Here is a 23237-nt window from a genome sequence, read left to right as displayed (position 1 = left end):
ATAACAAACCTCAACACATAAAAAAAACCGTTTCAGATCGAAACGGTTTTTTTATTTTCGCCACTACCACGAAGTGACATTGCCAGATGTTGTCTTGCTGAGCGTATCAGGATGTAAGTTCGAACATAGCAGGATGTCAGTTCGAGCGCAGCAGGATGTCAGTTCGAGCGCAGCAGGATGTCAGTTCGAGCGTAGTCGAGAACAGTTCGAGCAGGATTAACATCCAGCGGATGTTAAGGCCAGCAATAGCGCAAGCAACGTCAGTGCGAGCATAGCAAAATGTCAATGAGAGCGCAGCAGGATGTCAGTTCGAGCATAGCAGGAGTCAGTTCGAGCGTAGTCGAGAACAATTCGAGCATAGCAGGAGTCAGTTCGAGCGCAGCAGGATGTCAGTTCGAGCGTAGTCGAGAACAGTTCGAGCATAGCAGGATGTCAGTTCGAGCATAGCGGGAGTCAGTTCGAGCGTAGTCGAGAACAGTTCGAGCATAGCAGGATGTCAGTTCGAGCGTAGTCGAGAACAGTTCGAGCATAGCAGGATGTCAGTTCGAGCGTAGTCGAGAACACTACTGTTGAACATTCAATTTCCCTGCTACAATCTCCAAAACGATCTGCTTGGCAAACATATTCTCCATGCCTTTGATTACTATTTTGGAAGGGTCAATAGAAAGCAGAAAATCCATTCTGTAATTTTTAGTTTCTCCTTTTTCAGCAAGATTTATAGGATCGAATTGAGCCACGCCCGAAACTGAATTAGTATTTACAGTTAGAACACCCGACATAGGATAAGATTTCTCATCATTTTCCTGGCGGTTAAAGACCATTAAATTTTCTCCGATATTTCCTTTGAATGAAAGCATCTGACTACCATAACTGGAAACAAGAGAATCCTGTCTTTTATTTCCTGTGGAAATTGCAGAGAGATCTGCATTTAAAGTAAAATCTCCGTTCGAAAGCGATAAAAGCATATAAGCATTGCCAACCGAATATTTAACCGCGTGACCAGCCTTGTCTTCTGAAACAAAAATTAAATTACTTTCTACTACTGCAGGAACTAAGTTTTGAGAGGTAGCGACAGCTCTTACAATCAAAAACATTAAACAAAAGACTTTCCACCTACTCATTGTTCTATTTTATTTTTCTGGCAGCCACCATCATTTCTTCACCAACATTTAAAGAAGATAAGGTGTTGTAAATAAGGTTATGCACAAAAACGAAAAGTTTCAGTTGCCACATAGGTCGGCTTGTAAACTTATTGAAATACTGCTGACGTTCAGCAGCATTAATGGTTGTATTAGTTTGGCGAAGGTTTTGATTTTTATTTTTCCTTAGTTTTTTAATAAGCGGCAGTAATGTGTACATGATAAATAACTTGATCTCGAAAGAAGATTTTATCTGCACCACTTCATAGCCATTATTTGCAAGAATTTTAGTGATAGTTTCTTTTCCAAAATAATTTACGTGATCGAGACCCATCATTTTCCAGTTATCCTTATGTTTTTTCGCGAAATAACTATCTATTTGCGGCACTTGCAAAAACAAGTAACCACCCGGCTTTGTAAGCTTCGAGCATTTTGCTAAAAACGGATTCGCCTTATCTATATGTTCTAAAACGTCCCACATGGTTATCACGTCGAATTTTTTAGACTCGTCCATTTCAAAAAAATCAATGTGATCTACAGGTAACTTTAAATCGTTTACACAATATAAATAAGGCTGTTCTGAAATCTCTACCCCATAAACGTCATAACCTAACTCTTTTCCCGCAAGCATAAAGTGTCCCCACCCAGCTCCGAGATCAAATAATTTTCCGGACTTGATAAATTTCTGAATAAACTTAAACCTTAACTTATGCCTTTGTACTTTAATCCAGTTATTTCCTGCACGCACGGCAGCAGTAACATCGGCATTTTTATATTGTGTGTATTCAATCTTTTTACGGTAATACGGCGGTATAAAATGGAATAAACAGGTATTGCAGGTAACTACCGCAAAATTCTCTTTTTCATACTTGACTGTAAAATGATTCGGATCTTTATTTCCACAAACAGAACAGTAAATTTCTTCGGCCATAAAGGCGGGTAAACCAGACATACTAAACCTTATTTTTTTGTTTCCTGCTCAAATACAACCTCAGTAATCGAATTTCCATCTCTAAAGCAAGCTATCCCGCCCCAATTGAAGATCTTCTTCTCGTAAACATAAGCCACCTGACCTTTAACCAGTACACGTTTAATAATAACCACCCCATCACCAGGGAGCATTTCTTCCGTAACCCCTGCAGGATATTTTGCTAATAATGCCTTTTGTCTTTGATCTACTTTCTGCGCAGCATCAGCATTAATTACTTTTTCACATTCTATAAGTTGAGCCTTTGCGTAAGCATCTCCACCTTTCAATAATAAAGCTTCTTCATAAACACCCTTAGCGTCTGCATAGCGTTTCGCTGCGAAAAATCCATCTGCTTTTTTAATGGCATCTTTAAATTTCTGATCGGCTGCACCCGCTGTCATTGCTGCTTTGGCTTTGGCAGCGGCGTCAGCCAAGGCCTTAGCTTTAGCATCTGCCTCGGCGTTTGCTTTAGCGGCTGCGTCTGCTGCTGCTTTTGCATCTGCGTCAGCTTTGGCTTTCGCCGCTGCTTCAGCATCTGCCTTAGCTTTCGCTGCGGCATCTGCTGCTGCTTTTTCTTTCGCAATTCTATCTGCTTCTGCTTTTGCCTTAGCATCAGCCTCTGCTTTTGCCTTAGCTGCTGCATCTGCTGCTGCTTTTGAATCCGCGTCAGCTCTGGCTTTCGCCGCTGCATCTGCTGCTGCTTTTTCTTTCGCAATTCTATCTGCTTCTGCTTTTGCCTTAGCATCAGCCTCTGCTTTTGCTTTAGCTGCTGCATCTGCTGCTGCTTTCGCATCTGCGTCTGCTTTGGCTTTCGCCGCTGCATCTGCTGCTGCTTTCTCTTTTGCTATTCTTTCAGCATCTGCTTTTGCTTTGGCATCCGCCTCTGCTTTTGCTTTGGCTGCTGCATCTGCTGCCGCTTTCGCATCTGCGTCAGCTTTGGCTTTCGCCGCTGCATCTGCTGCTGCTTTCTCTTTTGCTATTCTTTCAGCATCTGCTTTTGCTTTGGCATCCGCTTCAGCTTTTGCTCTAGCCGCTGCATCTGCTGCCGCTTTTGCATCTGCTTCTGCTTTTGCCTTGGCGGCTGCGTCGGCATCCGCTTTGGCTTTTGCTATTCTTTCAGCATCTGCTTTTGCTTTGGCATCCGCCTCTGCTTTAGCCTTAGCTGCTGCATCTGCTGCTGCTTTTGCATCTGCTTCTGATTTTAATTTCGCTGCTGCTTCAGCATCTGCCTTCGCCTTGGCGGCTGCGTCAGCTGCTGCTTTAGCCTTTGCTGCCGCTTCTGCCGCCGCTTTCGCATCTGCTTCTGCTTTTAATTTCGCTGCTGCTTCAGCATCTGCCTTCGCCTTGGCGGCCGCGTCGGCAGAGGCTTTTTCCTTCGCAAGTCTTTCTGCTTCTAATCGGGCTTTAGTATCCGCATCTGCTTTCGCTTTTGCTGCTGCATCTTCCGCTGCTTTTTTAGCTGCTGCTTCATCTGCTAATTTTTTTGCTAACGCATCTGCTTCGGCTTTGGCTTTCGCAGCTGCCTCTGCGTCTGCTTTGGCTTTCGCGGCTGCGTCTGCCATTGCTTTTTCTTTCGCCAATCTTTCTGCCTCCGCTTTTGCTTTCGCATCTGACTCTGCCTTAGCTTTCGCAGCTGCGTCTTCAGCTGCTTTTTTAGCAGCTGCCTCTTCTGCCTGCTTTTTTGCTAAAGCTTCCGCGTCGGCTTTTGCCTTGGCTGCCGCATCTGCCGCTGCTTTTGCTTTGGCTGCCGCTTCATCTGCCGCTTTTTTAGCCGCAGCTTCTTCAGCTTGTTTCTTTGCCAATGCTTCAGCCTCTGCCTTAGCCTTTGCTGCTGCATCATCTGCTGCTTTCTTAGCCGCGGCTTCTGCATCTGCTCTTGCCTTTGCCATGGCTTCTGCCTTAGCTTTTGCTGCTGCTTCGTCAGCCTGTTTTTTCGCTAAAGCTTCTGCATCTGCTTTCGCCTTTGCCTCGGCCTCGGCTTTTGCTTTTGCCTCAGCTTCCGCTTTTTCCCTTGCTAATTTATCTGCTAATTCTTTTTCCGCTTTTGCTTTTGCCGCTGCTTCGTCAGCCGCCTTTTTAGCCGCAGCTTCTTCTGCTTGTTTCTTTGCCAATGCTTCAGCCTCTGCTTTGGCTTTGGCGGCAGACTCTTCTGCAGCTTTCTTAGCCGCAGCTTCCTCTGCTTGTTTTTTCGCTAATGCTTCCGCATCTGCTTTGGCTTTTGCTGCCGCTTCATCGGCTGCCTTTTTTGCTGCTGCCTCAGCTTCAGCCCTTGCTTTTGCCAGGGCATCAGCCTTAGCTTTTGCCGCTGCCTCTTCTGCTTGTTTTTTCGCTAATGCTTCAGCATCCGCTTTTGCTTTGGCATCTGCTTCAGCTTTTGCTTTAGCTTCTGCTTCCGCCTTTTCTTTTGCTAATTTATCTGCTAATTCTTTTTCTGCTTTTGCTTTTGCCGCCGCTTCATCCGCTGCTTTTTTAGCCGCAGCTTCTTCTGCTTGTTTCCTGGCTAGTGCTTCAGCATCTGCCTTTGCCTTTGCAGCTGCTTCATCCGCTGCCTTTTTAGCTGCTGCTTCCTCTGCTTGTTTTTTCGCTAATGCTTCTGCTTCCGCTTTTGCTTTAGCCGCTGCCTCTTCGGCCGCTTTTTTAGCGGCTGCTTCAGCCTCCGCTTTTGCCTTGGCCTCTGCTTCAGCCTTAGCTTTTGCTGCTGCCTCATCTGCTTGTTTTTTTGCAAGTGCAGCTGCCTCGGCTTTAGCTTTTGCTTCTGCGTCAGCTTTGGCTTTTGCTTCTGCTTCTGCTTTTTCTTTTGCTAATTTGTCAGCTAATTCTTTTTCTGCTTTGGCCTTTGCTGCTGCCTCGTCTGCGGCTTTTTTAGCGGCTGCTTCTTCTGCTTGTTTTTTTGCTAATGCGTCTGCTTCTGCCTTGGCCTTAGCTGCAGCGTCTGCAGCTGCCTTTTCTTTTGCTAATCGGTCTGCTTCTGCCTTTGCTTTAGCTTCTGCGTCTGCTTTTGCCTTCGCAGCTGCTTCCTCGGCCGCCTTCTTAGCTGCTGCATCTGCCGCTGCTTTTGCTTTTGCTTCCGCATCTGCCTTTGCTTTTGCCTCTGCATCTGCCATTGCCTTGTTAATGGCTGCTATCTGTGTCTTAGGATAGGTTTCTGCTGGCTTTAATTTTAAGGCTTCCTGATATTTACTTGTTGCTCCCGGCCAATCTTTTGCAGCAAAAAGCTTATCACCGTCTTTTAAAAGGTCCGTGTAATTTCCCGCTAATGCTTTTTCCTTATTTTTGACAGCTCTCTCTGCTTCTTTAACAGTTTCAAGGGCTTCAAGCATCTGGTTTAAATATCCTTTATCGTATTCGAAGTTTTCTTTTGTGGGATTATAAACGTATTTAATAATAGGTTGATTTAAGACAGAATAATCTACTCCATCCACTTTTTTAAATAAAGAGATCTCTGCACCAATGGGCTTAAATTTTAAAGCTGCACGCTCAGGTGTTACACCGTTAGTACTAATGGTGAATTTTTTCGATACATAACCGGCTTTGGAAACTACAATCAAAAATTCGCCGCCGAGGGGAACATTGAAATTATACTTTCCCGTTGGATCGGTTAAAGCATTATTAAGAACCTTGCCTCCCTGGTTAACCTGGAGGTTCACTCCACTCAAATCGGAAGTTTCATCAGAGACGGTACCCTGAACTTCGACCAAAATGTCTTGTGCAAAAAAAGAAAAACAACTAAATACTAAAGAAGTGAAAAATACTACCCGCTTAAAATTAAAAAACATGTCTATTGGAATACTCTAATTAAGGAAATAAATTTACAAAAAAAATCCTTCCTTAAACGCACGTTTTATGCAATTTATTAACGACCAAAACTATAGCTATTGGGAAAGAAAACATTTTTTTAATCCCTTTGATTTACTGGTCATTGGAAGCGGGATTGTAGGGCTTAGTACAGCCATTTCTTTCAGGGAAAAGAATCCCAGGGCCTCTGTGTTAATTCTTGAATCGGGATTCATGCCTAATGGAGCAAGTACCAAAAACGCCGGTTTTGCCTGTTTTGGCAGTGCGGGCGAAGTGTTGGATGACCTCAGCCAGATGCCTGAAACAAGCGTGTGGAAAACAGTAAAAATGAGAAGCGATGGCCTCCAAATTTTAAGAGATCGCCTGAAAGATAAAAACATAGATTATAGGCCATATGGCGGCTTTGAATTATTCACCGATGAAAAAGAATTTCTGCAATGCAGGGAGCAACTTCCTTTTTTAAACAAGGAAATGAAACGCGTTCTAGGTTTTAAAACATGTTACTCTGAAGTTTCAACTGGAAAAATGCGTTTCAATGGAACAAAGGGCGCAATCTTAAACGCATTCGAAGGACAACTTGACACGCAGTTGATGATGAAAAACCTTACACTGCTCGCCCGCAAAAAAGGGATTGAAATTTTAAATGGTGTAACTGTTTCAGGGTTTAACGATTTGGGGAGAAGCGTTGAAATAATTAGCGACAAAGGAATTTTTAAAGCCCTTAAAGTAGTTGTTGCAACGAATGGTTTTGCCAAAACACTTCTTTCTATAAAGGACGTTGAACCTGCAAGAGCGCAGGTTTTAATAACAAAACCTATTACTAACCTTAAAATAAAAGGGGCATTTCATTTTTTTAAGGGCTACTATTATTTCCGAAACATAGATAACAGGATTTTGTTCGGCGGGGGTAGAAATCTGGATTTCAAAAAAGAAACAACTCAACAACAGGGACTAAATTCTAAAATTCAAGATCACCTGCAAAAATTATTAAAGGAAATGATCTTGCCTGATACCCGTTTCGAAATTGATCAAAGATGGAGTGGAATAATGGGTGTAGGTTCAGAAAAACAGCCTATTATTAAGTTTGTAAGTGCTAATGTTCTGGCGGCAGTGCGTATGGGCGGAATGGGAATAGCCATTGGCAGTTACGTAGGCGAAGAAGCTTCAAAGAAAATTTCCTGATAAAAAGTTTAAAGCCGTATTTTTGTTAAGATAGTGTTAAAATTTGAAGCTCTTTTTGTTAAAATGGATTGAGCGCACGCAATTCTCAGTTTTTCGAGGTTAAAAAACAATGCTTCGTCTAAATTGCATAACTTGTTAAAAACCTTTTCCGTATTAGTCCGTAAACATTTGTGAAATAGACCTTAAAAAGAAAAACCTTAACAGAAATATATAAAAAATGCTCTTTTTTGAATCAGTAATTTTACTATCTTTAACACTCTTTTCGAGTAGTGACTATTTATAAAAAAAGCGCTCTTAAAGTAATGTAAAAAACTAATTTACAGATATTTAAGTATACCTATAAAAAACAGAATATAAGTGACAACACACAGAAATAATTGCACCGAAAAATGAAATCAAAAATTTACCTTCTTTTTATATTGACTTTTTTTGTTTCAGTCACCGCTTTTTCTCAGAAACAGAAAGCTTTGCAGGCAGATACCGGTTTCTTTAATTATAAGTACTGGAACGGAGTTGCTGACAAAAAACACATGACAGCAGCTGAAAGGGCTGAAATGATTGCGGGTCAGAAATCTATTTACCTTGAGCAACTCACTCATAAACACGTAAAGGATGAAGATCTGGTTTGGGTGACCCACGAACCTGTTGGCGCTAAGGGAAAAAAATATAACGGAGCTTATACAAACGCGGGACCCTGTACCAACATTGATTTTGAGCAAGGCACTTTTGCAGGCTGGACAAGAAGCACCGGTTTTAATCCCTTAACCAATGTGGCCGGTTGCTGTGGCACTGCAAATGGAGATCAAACGATAATCAGCACCACCGGGAATGATCCTTATGGTGGTTTTCCTATGGTTTATCCAGGTGGTGGAAGTTCTTCGGCAAGACTGGGAAGCACTGCCACCGGTGGTAGGGCGGATCGTATTTCACAAACCTTTTTTGTTACCGCGGCAACTGCAAATTTTACTTACCGTTACGCAGCTGTTTTAAACGACGGTGGACATAGCGTGGCAGATCAACCCCGCTTTACCAGTGAGATTATTGATACACTGGGCAACCCTATTACCTGTACATTTTACCAGGTTTCTGCCGGAAGCGGTGTTACCGGTTACAGTACTTCTGCATTAGGAGCTCCCGGAAATAATTCTCCCGTAATTTATAAACCCTGGACCAACGTTACGGTTGACCTTACTCCAAACATCGGTCAAAATGTTACGCTTCAGTTTACCGTTTATGACTGTGGTCCTTCCGGTCACTTTGCGTATGCTTATCTTGACGGTATTTGTACAAGTTACGAAACTGCAGTGCAGGATACTGCCTGTCCTAACACTCCTGTTGCTATGTGCGCTCCTGCCGGTTTTTTGACAACTAACTGGAATGGACCAGGTGTTGTGAATGATCCTAACCAGTGTATTATTGCAACCATTCCTGGTGTTTACACCTGTACAACTTTATTGGTACCAGGTTGCCCAGGACCAACATTTTCGCACACTCTAACGAATTTACCTGCACCGGTTTTATCTTTCACCGCAGGAAACGCCAGTGCCTGCGCACCAACATATAGCTTTATAAGCACTAAGACCATTTCCAGCGGTTTTATACAATCTTTTTACTGGGATTTTGGAGATGGAACGCCTGTATCAACCGCCCCCAATCCAGTTCACGTGTATGCGAATTCAGGAACCTATGCTGTTAAACTACGAGCCGTATCCAACCGGGGCTGTGCAGACTCTACTATAAGTTTTGTAACCATTTATCCTAACCCTAACCTTAGCTTTGTTCCTTTTACAAATTGTATAAACAGCCTTGTTCAGTTTACCAACACCTCGAATATCCCAGTTGGATCTATTGTTGGTTACACCTGGTCATTAGGCACAGGGAATACTTCTGTACAAACCACCTATACAGATAATCCAACGGAAACCTACACCACTATTGGGATATACACTTTAACCCTCGTGGGACAAAGTAACCAGGGCTGTATTTCCACACTTACCCAAACTATGGGCATTTTTCCACCTCCTATTATTGACTTTACTGCAAATCCTTTATGCGATAAAAATGGTACAGCATTTACGCCATCTATATCCACTTCGGTTGCGGCCGGAAGCCTTGCTGGTTTCAGTTGGAATTTCGGTGATGGTCAAACTTCTGCACAACCTAGTCCCGTGCACACTTATACCGCGCCCGGCATTTATACGGTAAGTTTATTAGCCATGAGTAATCACAATTGTTATGCTGCAATTAGCCATAGCCTGCAAATTTCACCTTCGCCTACTGTCGCGTTTACCACAACCTCTGTTAATGCCTGTACTCAGAACTTTACCTTTACAAATAATTCAAGTATCTCTTCTGGATTTGTAACTTACACCTGGAGTTTCGGGGGAACAAATACGACTACTGCAACAAATCCCACTTATTTTTTCCCTTCTATTGGTAATTATACGGTAAAACTTATTGGTGTTTCTAATTTAGGTTGCGGCGACACTGTTACCCAAAAGATCCAGGTTTTCCCACTCCCAACTTTAACCGTATCTGTCCCTGCTTCTTGTGAAAGTGCGGTCTTTACAGCTTCCGCAAATCCATCGAGTGGAACCATCACTAGTTATGCCTGGGATTTCGGAGAACCCTCTTCAGGAGCGGCGAATACATCGACCCTGCAGAATCCCATACATCTATATGCCCAAACAAATACTTTTGTACTTACCCTTAGCATAGTGAGTAATGCCAATTGTCCTTCGACCCAGACGGTTCTTATAACAATTTATCCAAATCCCGTTGCCTCATTTACCTACGCCACATTAAATAATTGTTCGCTTCCTTTCACCTATACCAACAATTCATCCGTCGCAAGTATTGGTGCGAGCAGTATTGCCAGTAGCTATTGGGATTTCGGCTTCCCTGCGGGTATTAGTACCTTTTCAAATCCGGGGACAATTAATTTTCCAAGTTATGGCACGTATACAGTCACACATATCACTACTACAAATCGTAATTGTAAGGATACGGCAACCCATGTTATACAGGTGCATCCCTTGCCACAGTTAAGTTTTTCTTTAAATTCAGGTTGCGTTAATTTACCTGTTACTATCAACACTTCGGCTACTATTTCCCCTGTTCCTCTACCCACCGCCTCTGTAGGTAGCTTGTTCTGGAATTATGCAGACGGAAATTTTGCCATATTGCCAAGTTCAACAACCCTGAGTTCGCATACCTGGACTGTACCAGGTAACTATAATGTTACTTTCACGGCCACCAGTGATATGGGATGTACTTCTGTTGCGCAGAAAACAATAGACATTTATCCTTCAGCAGTCGGAAATTTTACAACCAGCGGTACAACCTGCCTGAATAGTGGAGTGCAATTTACCAGCAACCCCACGATAGCTCCTCCTGGTGTTATTTATGCTATGAATTGGGATTTTGGGGATGGAACCTTTGGGTCAAACGCCATCACAAGCCATACTTACGCCGCGATTGGCAACTACGTTGTGACCTATTCACTCATAACCAACAATGAGTGTTTAACCACGATTACAAAATCCGTCTCCGTAGACCCAGTTCCAACCCTCACATCTGCAGTTAATGGGGGCTGTTTAAATACTCCTAGCCAATTTACGTCAAACGCTACTGTACCGGCGCCCGGTTCTATAGCAAGCTACACGACTTTCTTTGCAAGCACAGCTTCTTTAGTTTCTCAAAATCCAGTTTTTACCTACACAACTGCCGGAACCAAAAATCCAACAGTTATGGCAACATCCGACAAGGGATGTATCGCTACCGTAATAAATACACTCGTGATAGATCCACTTCCAGAACTGAGTTTCAGTCCCCACGATGCCTGCCAGGGAGCCCCCGTTCAGTTTTCGGTTACCCAAAATATATTAACCGGAAGCATTACTACTTACACCTGGAATTTTGGCAACGGAACTACTTCCAACCAAATGCTCCCAGCTGCTAATTATAGTACCTATGGGGTTTACACCGTTACACTAGGTGCCACTTCGCTTTTAGGATGTTCCAGTTCAACCGTTGGGGGTCTGACTATTCATCCTTATCCTGGGGTTACCGTTACGCCTACCCATAACTCTTGTGTAAATGATTCTATTCGTATAAACACGAATATCGACATTTTTGCCGATGCCGTTCAATCTTACTCTTTGAATTTTGGCGATGGACAAACTACAACTTACACAAATGTTTCATCTACCTATTCTGTTAATCATAAATATACAGCTTATAATACTTACACTATTATATTAACTGCCATCTCTACTTTCGGTTGCAAAAAGGACACTAGCGCTCCTATTATCGTTTACCCTAAACCATTTGTAAACTGGACCGCTAGTAAATTTTGTTATGGTGATTCTACGAAATTTTCAAATTCAAGTACCATACCAACAGGTTATACTATTGATTCACATCTATGGAACTTTAATGATAACAGCGCAACTCCAACATCCACCTTATCAAATCCTACCCATTTTTTCCAGACAAATAACTCTTACAGTGTCTATGCGGTTTCGTTGACCGAACTGAGTTATCCCGAAGGAACATTACTCGCTGTACCTTTAACTTGCAGTCTTATCGTTGCCAAGACTATCACAGTGTTTCCTGTGCCTGTAGCAAATTTCGCAAGCAATGCAGTCTGCCTAGGAAGTCCTACTCAATTTACAAATCTAACGCCAACACTTAACACAGCTGGTTACTCCTGGTATCAATATAACAATGGGGTATTGGGCAGTCTTGCTCCTAACCCTTCTTTCACCTACTCTAACTCCGGGACTTATACCGCTGCGCTTATTGTTTTAAATACATTTGGGTGTAGAGATACTTTTCAAGATGTAGTTAAAATTTATCAGAATCCGGTTGCATTTTACACCACTTCTAATAATTGTTTAGGTTTGCCTAGTGTATTTACAAACTCCACGAGCTTTCCGGAGGGTTCTCCAGCAGGGTTCAGTTGGGCTATTGACAATACGACTTTAACTACTACTGACGCGGCTTACCCTTTCTTAAGTGCCGGTACCTACACGGTGGGGTTAACTTCAACATCAGACCTTGGCTGTTCTAGTACTTTTAATTCAACCATTACGGTTTATCCTCTACCTTCAGTGAGTTTCACGAACTCCCAGACCTGCATAGGGCAGAACACCCAATTTAATAACCTGACGCAGGGTAATATTGTGACTTATGCCTGGAATTTCGGTGATCCGTCCTCTGGTTCAGCTAACACCTCTGGATTAATTACTCCGTCGCATCAGTATGCCAGCCCAGGAACCTATGCAACAACACTGATTGCCGTAACCGATAAAAATTGTTCAAGCAACTTTGCCTCGAATGTGATTGTGCATAATAAACCTACCGCTAACTTTACCCACACCACCATTTGTGCTACGGAAAAATTATCCTTCACGGATTTATCTACCACCCAGGATGGAGCTCTTACAAGGTTTGACTGGGACTTTAACGGAGATAATATACCAGATCAAACAACACTTACACCAAGTTATGTTTATAGTGCTCCTGGTAATTACCAGATCCATCTTACTGTAACGAGCGAGTTTGGTTGCTCTGACGATACTTTAAGACAGGTAACAGTAAATCCAAAAGTAATAGCAGGCGTTTCTTCTGATTTTAAATCTGGCTGTCCTACCCTGTGCGTTAATTTTAAAGATGCGTCCAGTATTGCTACCGGATCGTGGACTACTGCCTGGGATTTCAGTGATGGCAGTCCAACTACCACATTCTCTGCTGCAACACGTTGCTTCCCTGCTTCCGGAAATTACGATGTAGACTTAACGCTTGTGAGCAATGCTGGTTGCAGAACCAGACAACTTTTTCCGGGTTACATCAACGTTTATCCCCTTCCTAAGGCCGGCTTTAAAGTTGAACCAGAGCAGGTTGACGAAGATGAGCCTATTATTACCATTAGTAATGGGGCTTCCGCAGATGCAAATAGCATACGTTATTATGTAAGTGATGGATCTAATTTCAGTACCCCTGACTTCACACACCTCATTAAAAATCTGAGACAAACCAAACCAATGGTTGTGCAGATAGCAAAAAATCAATTCGGTTGCATAGATACGATCATGCAGGTTCTGGATATCAAACCATCTTACACGGTTTATTTTCCAAACGTTTTTACACCCAATGGCGATGGTGTGAATGATGATTTCAGACCCAAAGGAGTAGGTATAATTAAATTTACTTTGCAAATATATGACCGTTGGGGACACCAGGTATTTAAAACGAATGACATTACAGATGTATGGAACGGTCAATCGAAAGATGATGAAAGCATTAAAGAAGATACTTACACCTGGAAAGCCCAGGTAACAGATGTCTTTAATAAAAATCATTTCATGGTTGGCCACGTCACGGTCATACGCTAAAGGTTTTAATAAAAAGGCAGCTTCCAACGAGCTGCCTTTTTTAATGAGAAGAGATTAAAATTAGCTTTTTTGAGCGGTCTGCTACATAAAACAAATCACTTCACTCATTGAGACATACGTTTCACCCTAAATAAAAGCCATTCCACTCATTTAACATAAAAAAAATGTAACTGAGTATCAAGTACTTAATTATAAAGGTAAAGTTATTTGAAATTTTGGCGTAACCCTGCGGGCTTATTTAGGTTATAAGTCTATAAGCAGTTTTAACCCTCCACTATGGCAATTAACCCCCATTTTCACCACACTAATCAGCAGCTTAACGAGGAGTTAGTAATTATCGAAGCTGCGAAGCTTAATCCGGAAAAATTTGCTCCTTTGTATAACAAGTACTACAAGCAGATCTTTAATTACGTGCATCAACGTATGGATTCAAAAGATACTGCCTTTGATATTACGGGGCAGGTTTTTCTAAAAGCACTTACGAACCTCCCTAAATACCAGTTTAAAGGTGTGCCTTTTGCCAGCTGGCTGTACCGTATCGCTCATAACGAAGTGATGCAGCTTTTTAGAACACAGAAAGACAAACGTGCTGTAAATGCTGACATTGGCGATCTGCGTTTTATTTGCGAAGAAAACGAAGAGCCTTTTTTTGAAGAATATATTCCGGCTATAAAAAGACTTATCCTTGAGTTAAACAGCGATGATTTGCAAATGGTTGAATTACGGTTCTTTGAGAAAAGGCCTTTTAAAGAAATCGCCGAAATATTAGACATTACCGAAGTTAACGCCAAAGTACGCATGTACAGGATTATTGAGAAATTAAAAAAATCATTGAGTAAATTAAAAGTGTAGTATGAGCCCTAAATTTAATATAGACAGACCGAAAGTAAGCGACGAGGAGATTAAGCAACACCAGAATTTTACTGAATTAGTTGAACGCTTTAAACAGCAAAGTTTAAAACAGGCCCGCGGGGATGAGAGTTGGTGGCAGAATAAGAAAATCCGATACTCCACGGTAATAGCCGGAATAACGGTAGTTTGTACCGTTACTTATTTTTCTTTATTCAGCAATCAACAACAAAACAACAAAACGCATGAAACATTAATTACTCAGAATACTACTCCAAAAAATACCAGTAAGCCAGCATTTATAAATGCTCCTTCGCAAAAATTAAAACCTTCTTACTCCACCTACAAGGTAAATAATGCAAAAGGAGGAAATATTACGCATACAACATCCTCTAAAATCAAAGTTCCCAAAAATAGTTTTGTAGATAAAAACGGGAAAGACATTGTTGGAGACGTAACTATTGAGTACCAGGAATTTCATGATATGGGAGATGTTATCGCCAGCGGTATTCCTATGGCCTATGATAGTTCTGGAAGGCATTATAATCTTGAAAGCGCCGGAATGTTTGATATAAAAGGCTCTCAGGATGGCGAACCCGTTTTTATTAAATCCGATAAAAGTCTTGAGGTAGAATTGGCTTCTGCAACTACTGAAGACAAATTCAATCAATACTACCTCGATACACTTGAAAGAAACTGGAAGTATATTCAAAAAGATAAGGCATTCGAAAATAAAAAGAAAGCACAAACTGCTGTCAATTTACCAGCTGCGAGGAATACAAAGCTTGAGGTCTTAAAAAATGAAATAGAAAAAATAATTCCTAAGAAAATTGACAGCGTAAGAGTAGTATATACAGCAAAGGCAGATAAACTACCCAGACCTAAAGAGCCTGCAAAACCTGTAAAATTCAATCCCGGCAAGCCTACCTTTAAGTTAGATGGCAGTTATTCTGAGTTCCCTGAACTCGCAGCTTTCGATAATATCGTTTTTGAAGTGGGACCCGAAAATAAAAATTACACTAAGGAATTACACGAGATCACGTGGAGTGATGTGAAAATTTCGCAGGGACCTGTAAAAGGAAAAAATTATATCCTGAACCTGATCTACCGTAACCGCTCTGAAAAACTGGTTGTCTATCCTGTTCTTCCGGAAAATGAATTCGAAAAAGCTGAAACCATTTACCAGCAAAAATTTGAGGCTTACGAAAGTCTTGTTGAAAAACGGGTGCAACAAGAAAAAAAATTACTAGCCGAAATGCAATCCAAACAAGCTGCTTATTTGGCTGAACAAAAGAAAAAACAAGCAGATTACGATAAAGAAAAAGCAGCCATGCAGGCTAAATACAATGTGGCAGAACAAAATGAGATGGCTTCTAATTTTAATGCCATGAGTCTGCAGGTTAAAGCTACCCGGCTCTTCCAGGTATCACGTTTTGGTATTTATAATTCCGATTGTCCACACTCTGCCCCTGCTGGAAATACAACAGTTCCTACTTTTGTAATGCAGGAAAGTCAAAAAGCAGTTAGCCCGGATCTCATTTATCTTATCGATCATTCTAATAAAACAGTGTATGCTTTAGACAAAGCCACTAACTTTAAAATGGTTTATGATCCCCAAAAGACCTATTCTATTTGCGTGTTCACTAAAAATAAGCTGTACCTCTGCAACAAAGAACTTTTTAGAAAATCAGCTGAAGCCGAAAGCAAAACTTTTAGCCTGCAAGAACTACCGGGAACTGCTGACAATCTTGTTGATTTTAAAAAGGCAATTGAGATCTAGCTCTAAGTGTGTTCAGTTGTAATTTTGAGTTCTCCAGGCTTTCATCTATTCACACTTTAAGGCCTAACGCATCATAATTTAATATTTTTTTTGATCTCGGTTTGATTAAAATCTCCCTGAATTTTAGCTATTTAACCCTATATTTGTTGCCTCAAAATTATGGCACAATTAATTATTTTCCGTCACGGACAAAGCACCTGGAATTTAGAAAACAAATTTACAGGATGGGTAGATGTTGAATTAACTCCAAAAGGCATTGAAGAAGCTAAAAATGCGGGAGTAAAATTAAAAGGAATGTCCTTTGATTATGCCTACGCGTCTGACCTTAAAAGAGCGCAAAACACTTTGAACCTGGCATTAGAAACAGCAGAACACGCGCCTCTTAAACCCGTTTATGATAAAGCGCTGAACGAACGCATGTACGGCGACTTGCAAGGACTTGATAAAACAGAAACCGCAAACAAATACGGTGAAGAACAAGTAAAAGTATGGCGCAGAAGTTACGACATTCCGCCCCCAAACGGAGAAAGTCTTAAAGACACGGCGGCGCGTGTGATTCCTTATTTTGAATCTGAAATTATTCCGAAATTAAAGGCCGGAAAAAATGTTGTGATCGCTGCTCATGGCAATAGTCTTCGTGCGTTGATCATGTATCTTGAAAAAATGACCCCAGAACAAATTTTAGAATTTGAAATTGGCACGGCACAACCTCGGCTTTATGAACTGGATAAAGACATGAAGGTTTTATCAGCAAAAAATTTATAAAACAATGAAATCCTTTTTAAGTGAAAATAGCAAAGTACTGGCCATCGATTTTGATGGAACTGTTGTAGAGCATAAGTATCCAGCCATTGGAAAAGAGATGCTCTTCGCTTTTGCGACTTTAAAGGCATTGCAGCAAAAAGGTCACAAGCTTATTTTGTGGACCATTCGCACGGGCGATCTTTTGCAGGACGCCGTAAATTACTGCAAAGAAAATGGTGTGGAATTTTACGCCGTAAATAAAAATTATCCTGAAGAAGTACTTGATGAAAAAACCTCACGCAAATTGAATGCAGATATTTTCATCGACGACAGATGCATAGGCGGTTTCATAGGCTGGAGCGAGGTCTGGCAAGCACTTCATCCTGAAGGGGGCGACTTCTCTCATCAATTAAAAAATGCAGAGGCTCATCACAATTATAAGAAAAGTGAAAGCTCTATCTTTAAAAAAATATTCGGAACAAAATGATTTACTTAAAAAATAGAGAAGAGATTGAATTGATGCGCGAGTCGGCGCTGATGGTGTCGCGTACTTTAGGTATTATTGCCCGCGAAATAAAACCAGGAGTTATTCCTGCCAATCTTGATAAACTTGCTGAAGAATACATTCGTGATAATGGCGGAATTCCCGCTTTTAAAGGCTTTAAAGGTCCCAGAGGCGCTCCTGATTTTCCTGCAACACTTTGTATTTCAATTAACGAAGCTGTAGTACATGGTATTCCAACCAAACAAGCTTTAAAAGAGGGAGACATTATTTCGGTGGATTGTGGTGTTAAGAAAAATGGCTTTTATGGAGACCACGCCTACACGTTTGCCGTGGGTGAAGTGAGCGCCGAAGTGAAAAAACTGATTGAAGTAACCAAAGAAAGTCTTTACCTCGGCATCCAGCAAATGGTAAGTGGTAACCGGATTGGAGATATTAGTCACGCCATTCAGCAACACGCTGAAAAAAACGGATTTGGCGTAGTGAGAGAGTTAGTGGGTCACGGTCTTGGAAGAACTATGCACGAAGAACCAGAAGTTCCTAATTATGGAAAACGCGGGGATGGTCCTAAAATTAAAGAAGGCATGGTACTCGCTATTGAACCTATGATTAACATGGGGACAAAAAACATTAAACAATTAAACGACGGCTGGACGATTATTACAGCTGACAATAAACCGAGTGCCCACTTTGAGCATGATGTAGCGGTGATTGATGGAAAACCTGAAATACTTAGTTCCTACGCGTATATTGAAGAGGCATTGGCACTGGTAAAATAATTTTTAGATCTCCGTATTTAATAAAATATCTATCCGCGAATTACGGTACCTGGTAATTTCCCGAGAACAGCGCAAGCTCTCTGTTTTTAACAGAATTGTGTTGTGGCTTCACTACCTTATCATTCTGAGTCTGCTGATTGCTGTTTTTGCCAAATACATTTCGCCCGTACTTTTCTGGCTACCCGCTTTTTTCGGACTCGCTTTTCCTTTTTTATTCCTGTTAAATTTTTTCTTCATCCTTTACTGGATGGTGCAATTTAAACCCGCATTTGTGTTTGGACTCGCGGCTTTTGTAATTGGCACTCCTACTGCTTTAAGATATGTGCAGGTTAGCGTTACCCGAACCAAAGTAGAAACCAAGCAACTTAAAGTAACTTCTTACAATAGCATGTTGTTTGATCTCTATAACTGGAAAAAAAATCACGAGACCCGTCCTAAAATCATGAACAGTCTGGTAGATATTAAACCAGATATTCTTTGTCTGCAGGAATTTTACACCTCTGAAGAAAAAGGAGACTTTAACAATATTGACAGCGTAAAACAGATTTTAAATACACCTTATTATCACTGTGAGTATACCACCACGCTCCGGAAGTTTGATCACTGGGGTATTGCTACCTTTAGTAAATACCCCATCATTAAAAAAGGCAAAATAGTTTTTAATACCACGAGTAATAACATTTGTATATACTCCGACATATTGGTGAATAAAGACACGCTGAGAGTTTACAATGTACATCTGCAATCCATAAGTTTCAGTAAATCTGATAACCAATTCCTGGACGATGTGATATCTGAGAAAAAAAATGCAGAGGATGAAGTAGTTAACAGTAAAAACATCCTTCGCCGCTTAAAAAGGGCCTTTTTAAAACGCACAATGCAAGTAGATATGATTGTATTGCATATGAAGTTATGTCCCTATAAGATTGTGTTGTGTGGTGACTTTAACGAAACGGCTGCCTCCTACTCTTATCAGCAACTTGCGCGGAAACTCCAAGACTCTTTTGTAGAAAAAGGGTTGGGCTTTGGAAGAACTTATGCGGGCAAATGGCCACAATTCAGGATAGATTACATTCTGCATGATAAAGGATTGCATTGTAGTAAATATAAAAGAAGCGATGAAACATTTACCGACCATTACCCGATAACGGCATATTTTGATAACATCGACTGGTTCAAATAATGGAGTTAAACTGATTAATATCAAGCTTATGGGCTACATTAATTGATTCTTTTTAACAACTGCCAGGCAAATAATGTTTTATATTTGTATGAATCACGTAAACCAAAACAAAATGAAAAAAATATTTTTAATGGCTGCTTTCGCAGGATTGTTAGGAAGCTCAGCAATTGCCAACACCTTTGGTGATGACAAAGACAAAAAAGCAAAAAAAGAATGCGCTAAAGAAGGTAAATCTTGTGCTGGCGAAAAAAAAGAAGGATGTTCTAAAGAAGGAAAATCCTGCTGCAAAAAAGAAGCCTCTACTGAAAAAGCAAACGACACAAAAACAACAAAAAAATAATTTCTGATAACATTAAAAAAAGCTCCTGTGAAAGATCACAGGAGCTTTTTTGTTTAAAGAGGAAAGCAAATAATTTCTATATAGTTACAAGCTTATCACCCATAGTTACCTCTACTTTAATTTAAAATAATGACATTATTCCGACCACTGCTTTGTTTGTTTTGCATCCTGGTATTTACACAAATTTCCTTCTGATAACTCAACCCCGGGGTAACGTCATCTATTATCCGGAAAAATAAAAAAAAACAGACTATGGTATCAGTCGTGAATTAGGTTGCTCATTTCTATTCGGCAGCAAAACAGCTTTAGGTCTGGAGGTAAGGCACGGTGCAGGTCTTCGAAACATAACCCCGGTAGCAAGTTATTTAAACGGTAAAACAATTAAAACAAATTCCACCAACCTTATTTTGTCTGTAACGCGCAAGATCGGATTTCGGAATTAGTAACATGCCATTGCCCAAACGCGTTTACATCTTCCCAACTACACATTCAATCAGGTCTTTTTCCTGAAGGTATTTGTTTGCCAGGTCTTTAAGTTCTTCTGGTGTCACCGTTTTTACGGCGTGAAAATAGTTGTCAAAAAAAGAATAGTCAAGACCGAATTCCCAAATGGATTTAAATTTATCAGAAAGAGAAAAAGGTCCGTCTACACTTCTTAAAAAATTACCGAGAATGTAATTTCTTACCGTCTCTAATTCAGAAGGGTCAACAAGTTTTTCGCGTAATAAAGCTATTTCTTTATAGATCTCTGTCAGGGTTGCTTTTGTTACGTCTGCTCCCACTTCTGTGGAGATAAAGAAGTAACCACTGTGCACCAGGTTATTTAAACCACTACCAATGCCATAGGTATAACCTTTGTCCTCACGGATATTCGCCATAAGGCGCGAGCCAAAATAACCTCCCAAAATAGTATTCAGTACCTGGAATTTAAAATAATCGGGATGTGTTTTATTAAACAAAATCCTTCCAATGCGAATGGCAGATTGAATCGCATCATCTCTCTGAATAAAGTGTTTTTGTTGTTTGGTAGTATCTAATGCAACCAGTGCTTTAGATGGTTCGGCCTGCACGCCACCCCATTTATCCTTACCAAAATACTTGTTTAAAGTATCCCGTAAAGTAGAAGGAAGATTTCCAGACGCAAAAATGGTGCAGTTGAGGGCATTGTAGTGGCTCTTAAAAAAATCTTTAAGTTCAGTTATACTGATTCTATCAAAATCTGCTTCATATACATCGCGTCCATAAGGATGCTCAGGACCGAACAATAACTCCGAAAATTTTCTACGCGCCAATACACTTACCTTTTGAGAATTGATGGCGTGTTTTTGTTTTTTATTTGTAATGTGTACTTTAAATTCATGTTCCGGGAACACAGGATATTTAATAATATCTTCTATAAACTTCAGACTTTCATCCAGGTATTTATTTAAAGAGAACAAAGTAATGGTTGCAAAATCCTGCTCTACCTGCAATTCGAGAAACGAACCAAAAAAGTCGATTCCATCGCTTAACTGATCTGCAGTATAAGATTTTGTTCCGCTTTCGAGCATTACATTGGTTGTAGAGGCTATCAGGGTTGCCGGCTGATGGTACATTCCCGCGCGAAATGTAAATTCAAGTTTCACTATTTCCTGGCTTCCGGCAGATACAGAATAAAGATCTATTCCATTATTTAGTTTTTGATGTTCTGCTTTGATAACATCAATTTTATCAATCGTTTTAAAAGAGGGAGCACTGCTTCTGTTCAACATAACTTTAAATTTTAGCTTTTGAAATTACTTTAACACCATCGCCCTTTAATTGATAAAGACGGAAAGAGTTTATTTTAATATGAAGTTGTTTTTTATCAATATTCCACAAATACGCAACGATGCGTTTAATTTTCAATGGAATGTTTCCACTGGTAATAGAAAGTGTAAAGTTATTGGCGCCATTCCAATCGTAGCGCACAAGATTCATAGGAATGCGCAGAAAACTATTTTCGCCATTCTCTGTATCTATTTGCAAAACAAGAAATGCATTAAGTGGTTCAGGTGCCAGTTTCACATCAAAATTAAACTCTGCAACCAAAGGATTTTCCGAATTAAATGTGGTATCCAGTTTTTCGTATGCATTGTAATATTCTGAGTTTCCTGTAAAATCAGCACTATTTTTAGTTGCATATAAAACATGTCTTTGCAAGGCTGTTTTTCGTTTTAAAAGACGGAAACCCCAATCGTCTTCGGAAGCTAATTCCGTATAGTAAGGATCGTACCAGGGCTTATCTTCTTTGTAAGCAAGTGCATAATCTGTATTCATCTGAAGTGCTTCCGGAGACGTCATGTGATTTAACTTGATGCTGCTCTTGTAATTTAAAAAAGCATAAAAGAACTCACGCACGCGGTGTCCGCCAATAGTAATACGGTGATCGGCGGTAGCCTGTTCTGACTTAAGAATACTGAAAAATTCTGCGGGCATAGTTTCATAAACGCGCCATGGATGTACTCTTAAATTTACATGTAAAGCAAAATGCGCCAGGTATACAAATGGTATTACAAGTAAAAAAGCCTGCAGATACTTCTTCAATTCGCTGATCATAAATGCAAATGAGATGCAATAGAACACATAGAAAAAAAGGCCGGTGCGGTCTTCTGGATAATTTACACCCACTAATTTTTTCAAAAGATAAAATAACACAATTAATGTACAGAACGTAAGGAAGGAGATAGAAAAGCTACTGTTCAATACAAAGTCCATTTTTTCTTTGGCGCATTTATAAACCCAGTAAATAAGCATGATAAAAAAGATTCCCACCATGATTATATTTACCATGTTGTCTTTAAAGAAGATGGTCTCTATCAATGATTCAAAAGTAACCTTCCAATAACTTTCGCCACTTCCGTAATAAAGAGCACCGCTTTCTTTAAGAAAAAACGCATACTTGATCCAAAAAATTGTGAGTGCTGCGTGCGTAACAAGAATAATCAGTGTTTTTGCATCGCTTAATAATTTATTTTTAAGCTGCATGATTACAACGAATGCTGTTGTAACCATTACCACAAAAACCAAGGTAAGATTGGCGCTTAATGCAATTTGCGAGAAAAGAATAAATTTCCAGAAGTGATTAAAAGCACCATAACGCAGATAGACGAAAAAGTAATAAAGCGCTACGGTTAAAAATGCCATTGAGATACCATAGCCGCGACAAAGGGAATAAAAACAGATAAAGTTGTAGGATAGAATAAATGCGGAACTAAAAATAATTTTAGTAAAGAGTCCGCTAAATAGTTTATTTATTTTAAAAACACCAAAACATAAAACAGCAAAAGCAGCGATATCGGGAATGCGCAATGCCTGTGGAGAGGAACCTACGAGTTTAAAACAAATCCAACTCGTAGCACTGGTAAGAAAATGTCCGTTTGCATCGGGATGCGATAAAAAGGGAAGGAAGTTTCCGGGTTGAATGTAGAAATTGAAGGTTGCTACTTCATCGTGAGAAAAAGGAACTAAAATACAACGTAATACAACAAGTATAAATACTATAGCACAACTGAGCCAGTAAAATTTATCAAAATGCTTTTCGGGGAAGACAGACAT

General features: G+C 40.4%; 14 protein-coding genes. 9 read left to right on the top strand and 5 right to left on the bottom strand.

All coding sequences use genetic code 11. The annotated features are described in order from the left end of the window. Window positions 1-563: 563 nt before the first annotated feature. The 3 genes from CNR22_20190 to CNR22_20180 are packed head-to-tail and all read right to left on the bottom strand — an operon-like array spanning window position 564 to window position 5885. A complete protein-coding gene (locus CNR22_20190; GenBank protein ID PBQ33998.1) occupies window positions 564-1094 on the bottom strand; it encodes a hypothetical protein in 531 nt (176 codons plus the stop codon). A 31-nt stretch (window positions 1095-1125) separates the two neighbouring features. Next, a complete protein-coding gene (locus CNR22_20185) occupies window positions 1126-2091 on the bottom strand; it encodes a hypothetical protein (GenBank protein PBQ33997.1) in 966 nt (321 codons plus the stop codon). 8 nt (window positions 2092-2099) lie between these two features. Continuing rightward, window positions 2100-5885, bottom strand: a complete 3786-nt coding sequence (locus CNR22_20180; protein ID PBQ33996.1) for a hypothetical protein — start codon at window positions 5883-5885, stop codon at window positions 2100-2102. 67 nt (window positions 5886-5952) lie between these two features. On the opposite strand from CNR22_20180, the gene CNR22_20175 reads away from it, so the two are divergent. From CNR22_20175 to CNR22_20135, 9 genes are all read left to right on the top strand, one after another. Continuing rightward, window positions 5953-7086: an FAD-dependent oxidoreductase gene (locus CNR22_20175; GenBank protein ID PBQ33995.1), complete on the top strand. Its 1134-nt coding sequence runs from the start codon at window positions 5953-5955 to the stop codon at window positions 7084-7086. A 389-nt stretch (window positions 7087-7475) separates the two neighbouring features. Beyond that, window positions 7476-13484, top strand: a complete 6009-nt coding sequence (locus CNR22_20170) for a hypothetical protein (GenBank protein PBQ33994.1) — start codon at window positions 7476-7478, stop codon at window positions 13482-13484. A gap of 276 nt (window positions 13485-13760) precedes the next feature. Further along, window positions 13761-14336, top strand: a complete 576-nt coding sequence (locus tag CNR22_20165) for a heat-shock protein (protein PBQ33993.1) — start codon at window positions 13761-13763, stop codon at window positions 14334-14336. A 1-nt stretch (window position 14337) separates the two neighbouring features. Next, window positions 14338-16113 (top strand): hypothetical protein, encoded by a 1776-nt coding sequence (locus CNR22_20160; protein PBQ33992.1) that lies wholly within the window; start codon window positions 14338-14340, stop codon window positions 16111-16113. A gap of 156 nt (window positions 16114-16269) precedes the next feature. Then, entirely contained in the window at window positions 16270-16878 is a 609-nt protein-coding gene (locus CNR22_20155; GenBank protein ID PBQ33991.1) for a 2,3-bisphosphoglycerate-dependent phosphoglycerate mutase, read from the top strand. 4 nt (window positions 16879-16882) lie between these two features. Beyond that, the gene (locus tag CNR22_20150; GenBank protein PBQ33990.1) at window positions 16883-17344 is read left to right on the top strand and encodes a hydrolase; all 462 of its coding nucleotides are present in this window, start codon (window positions 16883-16885) and stop codon (window positions 17342-17344) included. Continuing rightward, window positions 17341-18138 carry a type I methionyl aminopeptidase gene (map, locus tag CNR22_20145; GenBank protein PBQ33989.1) on the top strand — a complete coding sequence of 266 codons (798 nt, stop codon included), beginning with the start codon at window positions 17341-17343 and terminating at the stop codon, window positions 18136-18138. The genes CNR22_20150 and map overlap by 4 nt, the downstream gene beginning before the upstream one ends. 100 nt (window positions 18139-18238) lie before the next feature. Further along, a complete protein-coding gene (locus CNR22_20140; GenBank protein ID PBQ33988.1) occupies window positions 18239-19321 on the top strand; it encodes a hypothetical protein in 1083 nt (360 codons plus the stop codon). 88 nt (window positions 19322-19409) lie between these two features. Further along, a complete protein-coding gene (locus CNR22_20135; GenBank protein ID PBQ33987.1) occupies window positions 19410-19661 on the top strand; it encodes a hypothetical protein in 252 nt (83 codons plus the stop codon). Between the two features lie 467 nt (window positions 19662-20128). On the opposite strand, the gene CNR22_20130 is transcribed toward CNR22_20135, so the two are convergent. Further along, window positions 20129-21412: a peptidase M16 gene (locus CNR22_20130; protein ID PBQ33986.1), complete on the bottom strand. Its 1284-nt coding sequence runs from the start codon at window positions 21410-21412 to the stop codon at window positions 20129-20131. Between the two features lie 4 nt (window positions 21413-21416). Then, the gene (locus CNR22_20125) at window positions 21417-23237 is read right to left on the bottom strand and encodes a hypothetical protein (protein ID PBQ33985.1); all 1821 of its coding nucleotides are present in this window, start codon (window positions 23235-23237) and stop codon (window positions 21417-21419) included.

The organism is Sphingobacteriaceae bacterium, assembly GCA_002319075.1.
GTDB lineage: Bacteria > Bacteroidota > Bacteroidia > B-17B0 > Aurantibacillaceae > Aurantibacillus.
Note: the sequence above shows the minus strand (reverse complement) of the source record. Positions and strands in the feature narration are given on the sequence as shown.

Coding starts and splice junctions, on each gene's coding strand:
- CNR22_20190 (PBQ33998.1), bottom strand. CDS start 1,094: ATGTTTTTGATTGTAAGAGCTGTCGCTACCTCTCAAAACTTAGTTCCT.
- CNR22_20185 (PBQ33997.1), bottom strand. CDS start 2,091: ATGTCTGGTTTACCCGCCTTTATGGCCGAAGAAATTTACTGTTCTGTT.
- CNR22_20180 (PBQ33996.1), bottom strand. CDS start 5,885: ATGTTTTTTAATTTTAAGCGGGTAGTATTTTTCACTTCTTTAGTATTT.
- CNR22_20175 (PBQ33995.1), top strand. CDS start 5,953: ATGCAATTTATTAACGACCAAAACTATAGCTATTGGGAAAGAAAACAT.
- CNR22_20170 (PBQ33994.1), top strand. CDS start 7,476: ATGAAATCAAAAATTTACCTTCTTTTTATATTGACTTTTTTTGTTTCA.
- CNR22_20165 (PBQ33993.1), top strand. CDS start 13,761: ATGGCAATTAACCCCCATTTTCACCACACTAATCAGCAGCTTAACGAG.
- CNR22_20160 (PBQ33992.1), top strand. CDS start 14,338: ATGAGCCCTAAATTTAATATAGACAGACCGAAAGTAAGCGACGAGGAG.
- CNR22_20150 (PBQ33990.1), top strand. CDS start 16,883: ATGAAATCCTTTTTAAGTGAAAATAGCAAAGTACTGGCCATCGATTTT.
- map (PBQ33989.1), top strand. CDS start 17,341: ATGATTTACTTAAAAAATAGAGAAGAGATTGAATTGATGCGCGAGTCG.
- CNR22_20135 (PBQ33987.1), top strand. CDS start 19,410: ATGAATCACGTAAACCAAAACAAAATGAAAAAAATATTTTTAATGGCT.
- CNR22_20130 (PBQ33986.1), bottom strand. CDS start 21,412: ATGTTGAACAGAAGCAGTGCTCCCTCTTTTAAAACGATTGATAAAATT.
- CNR22_20125 (PBQ33985.1), bottom strand. CDS start 23,237: ATGTCTGTCTTCCCCGAAAAGCATTTTGATAAATTTTACTGGCTCAGT.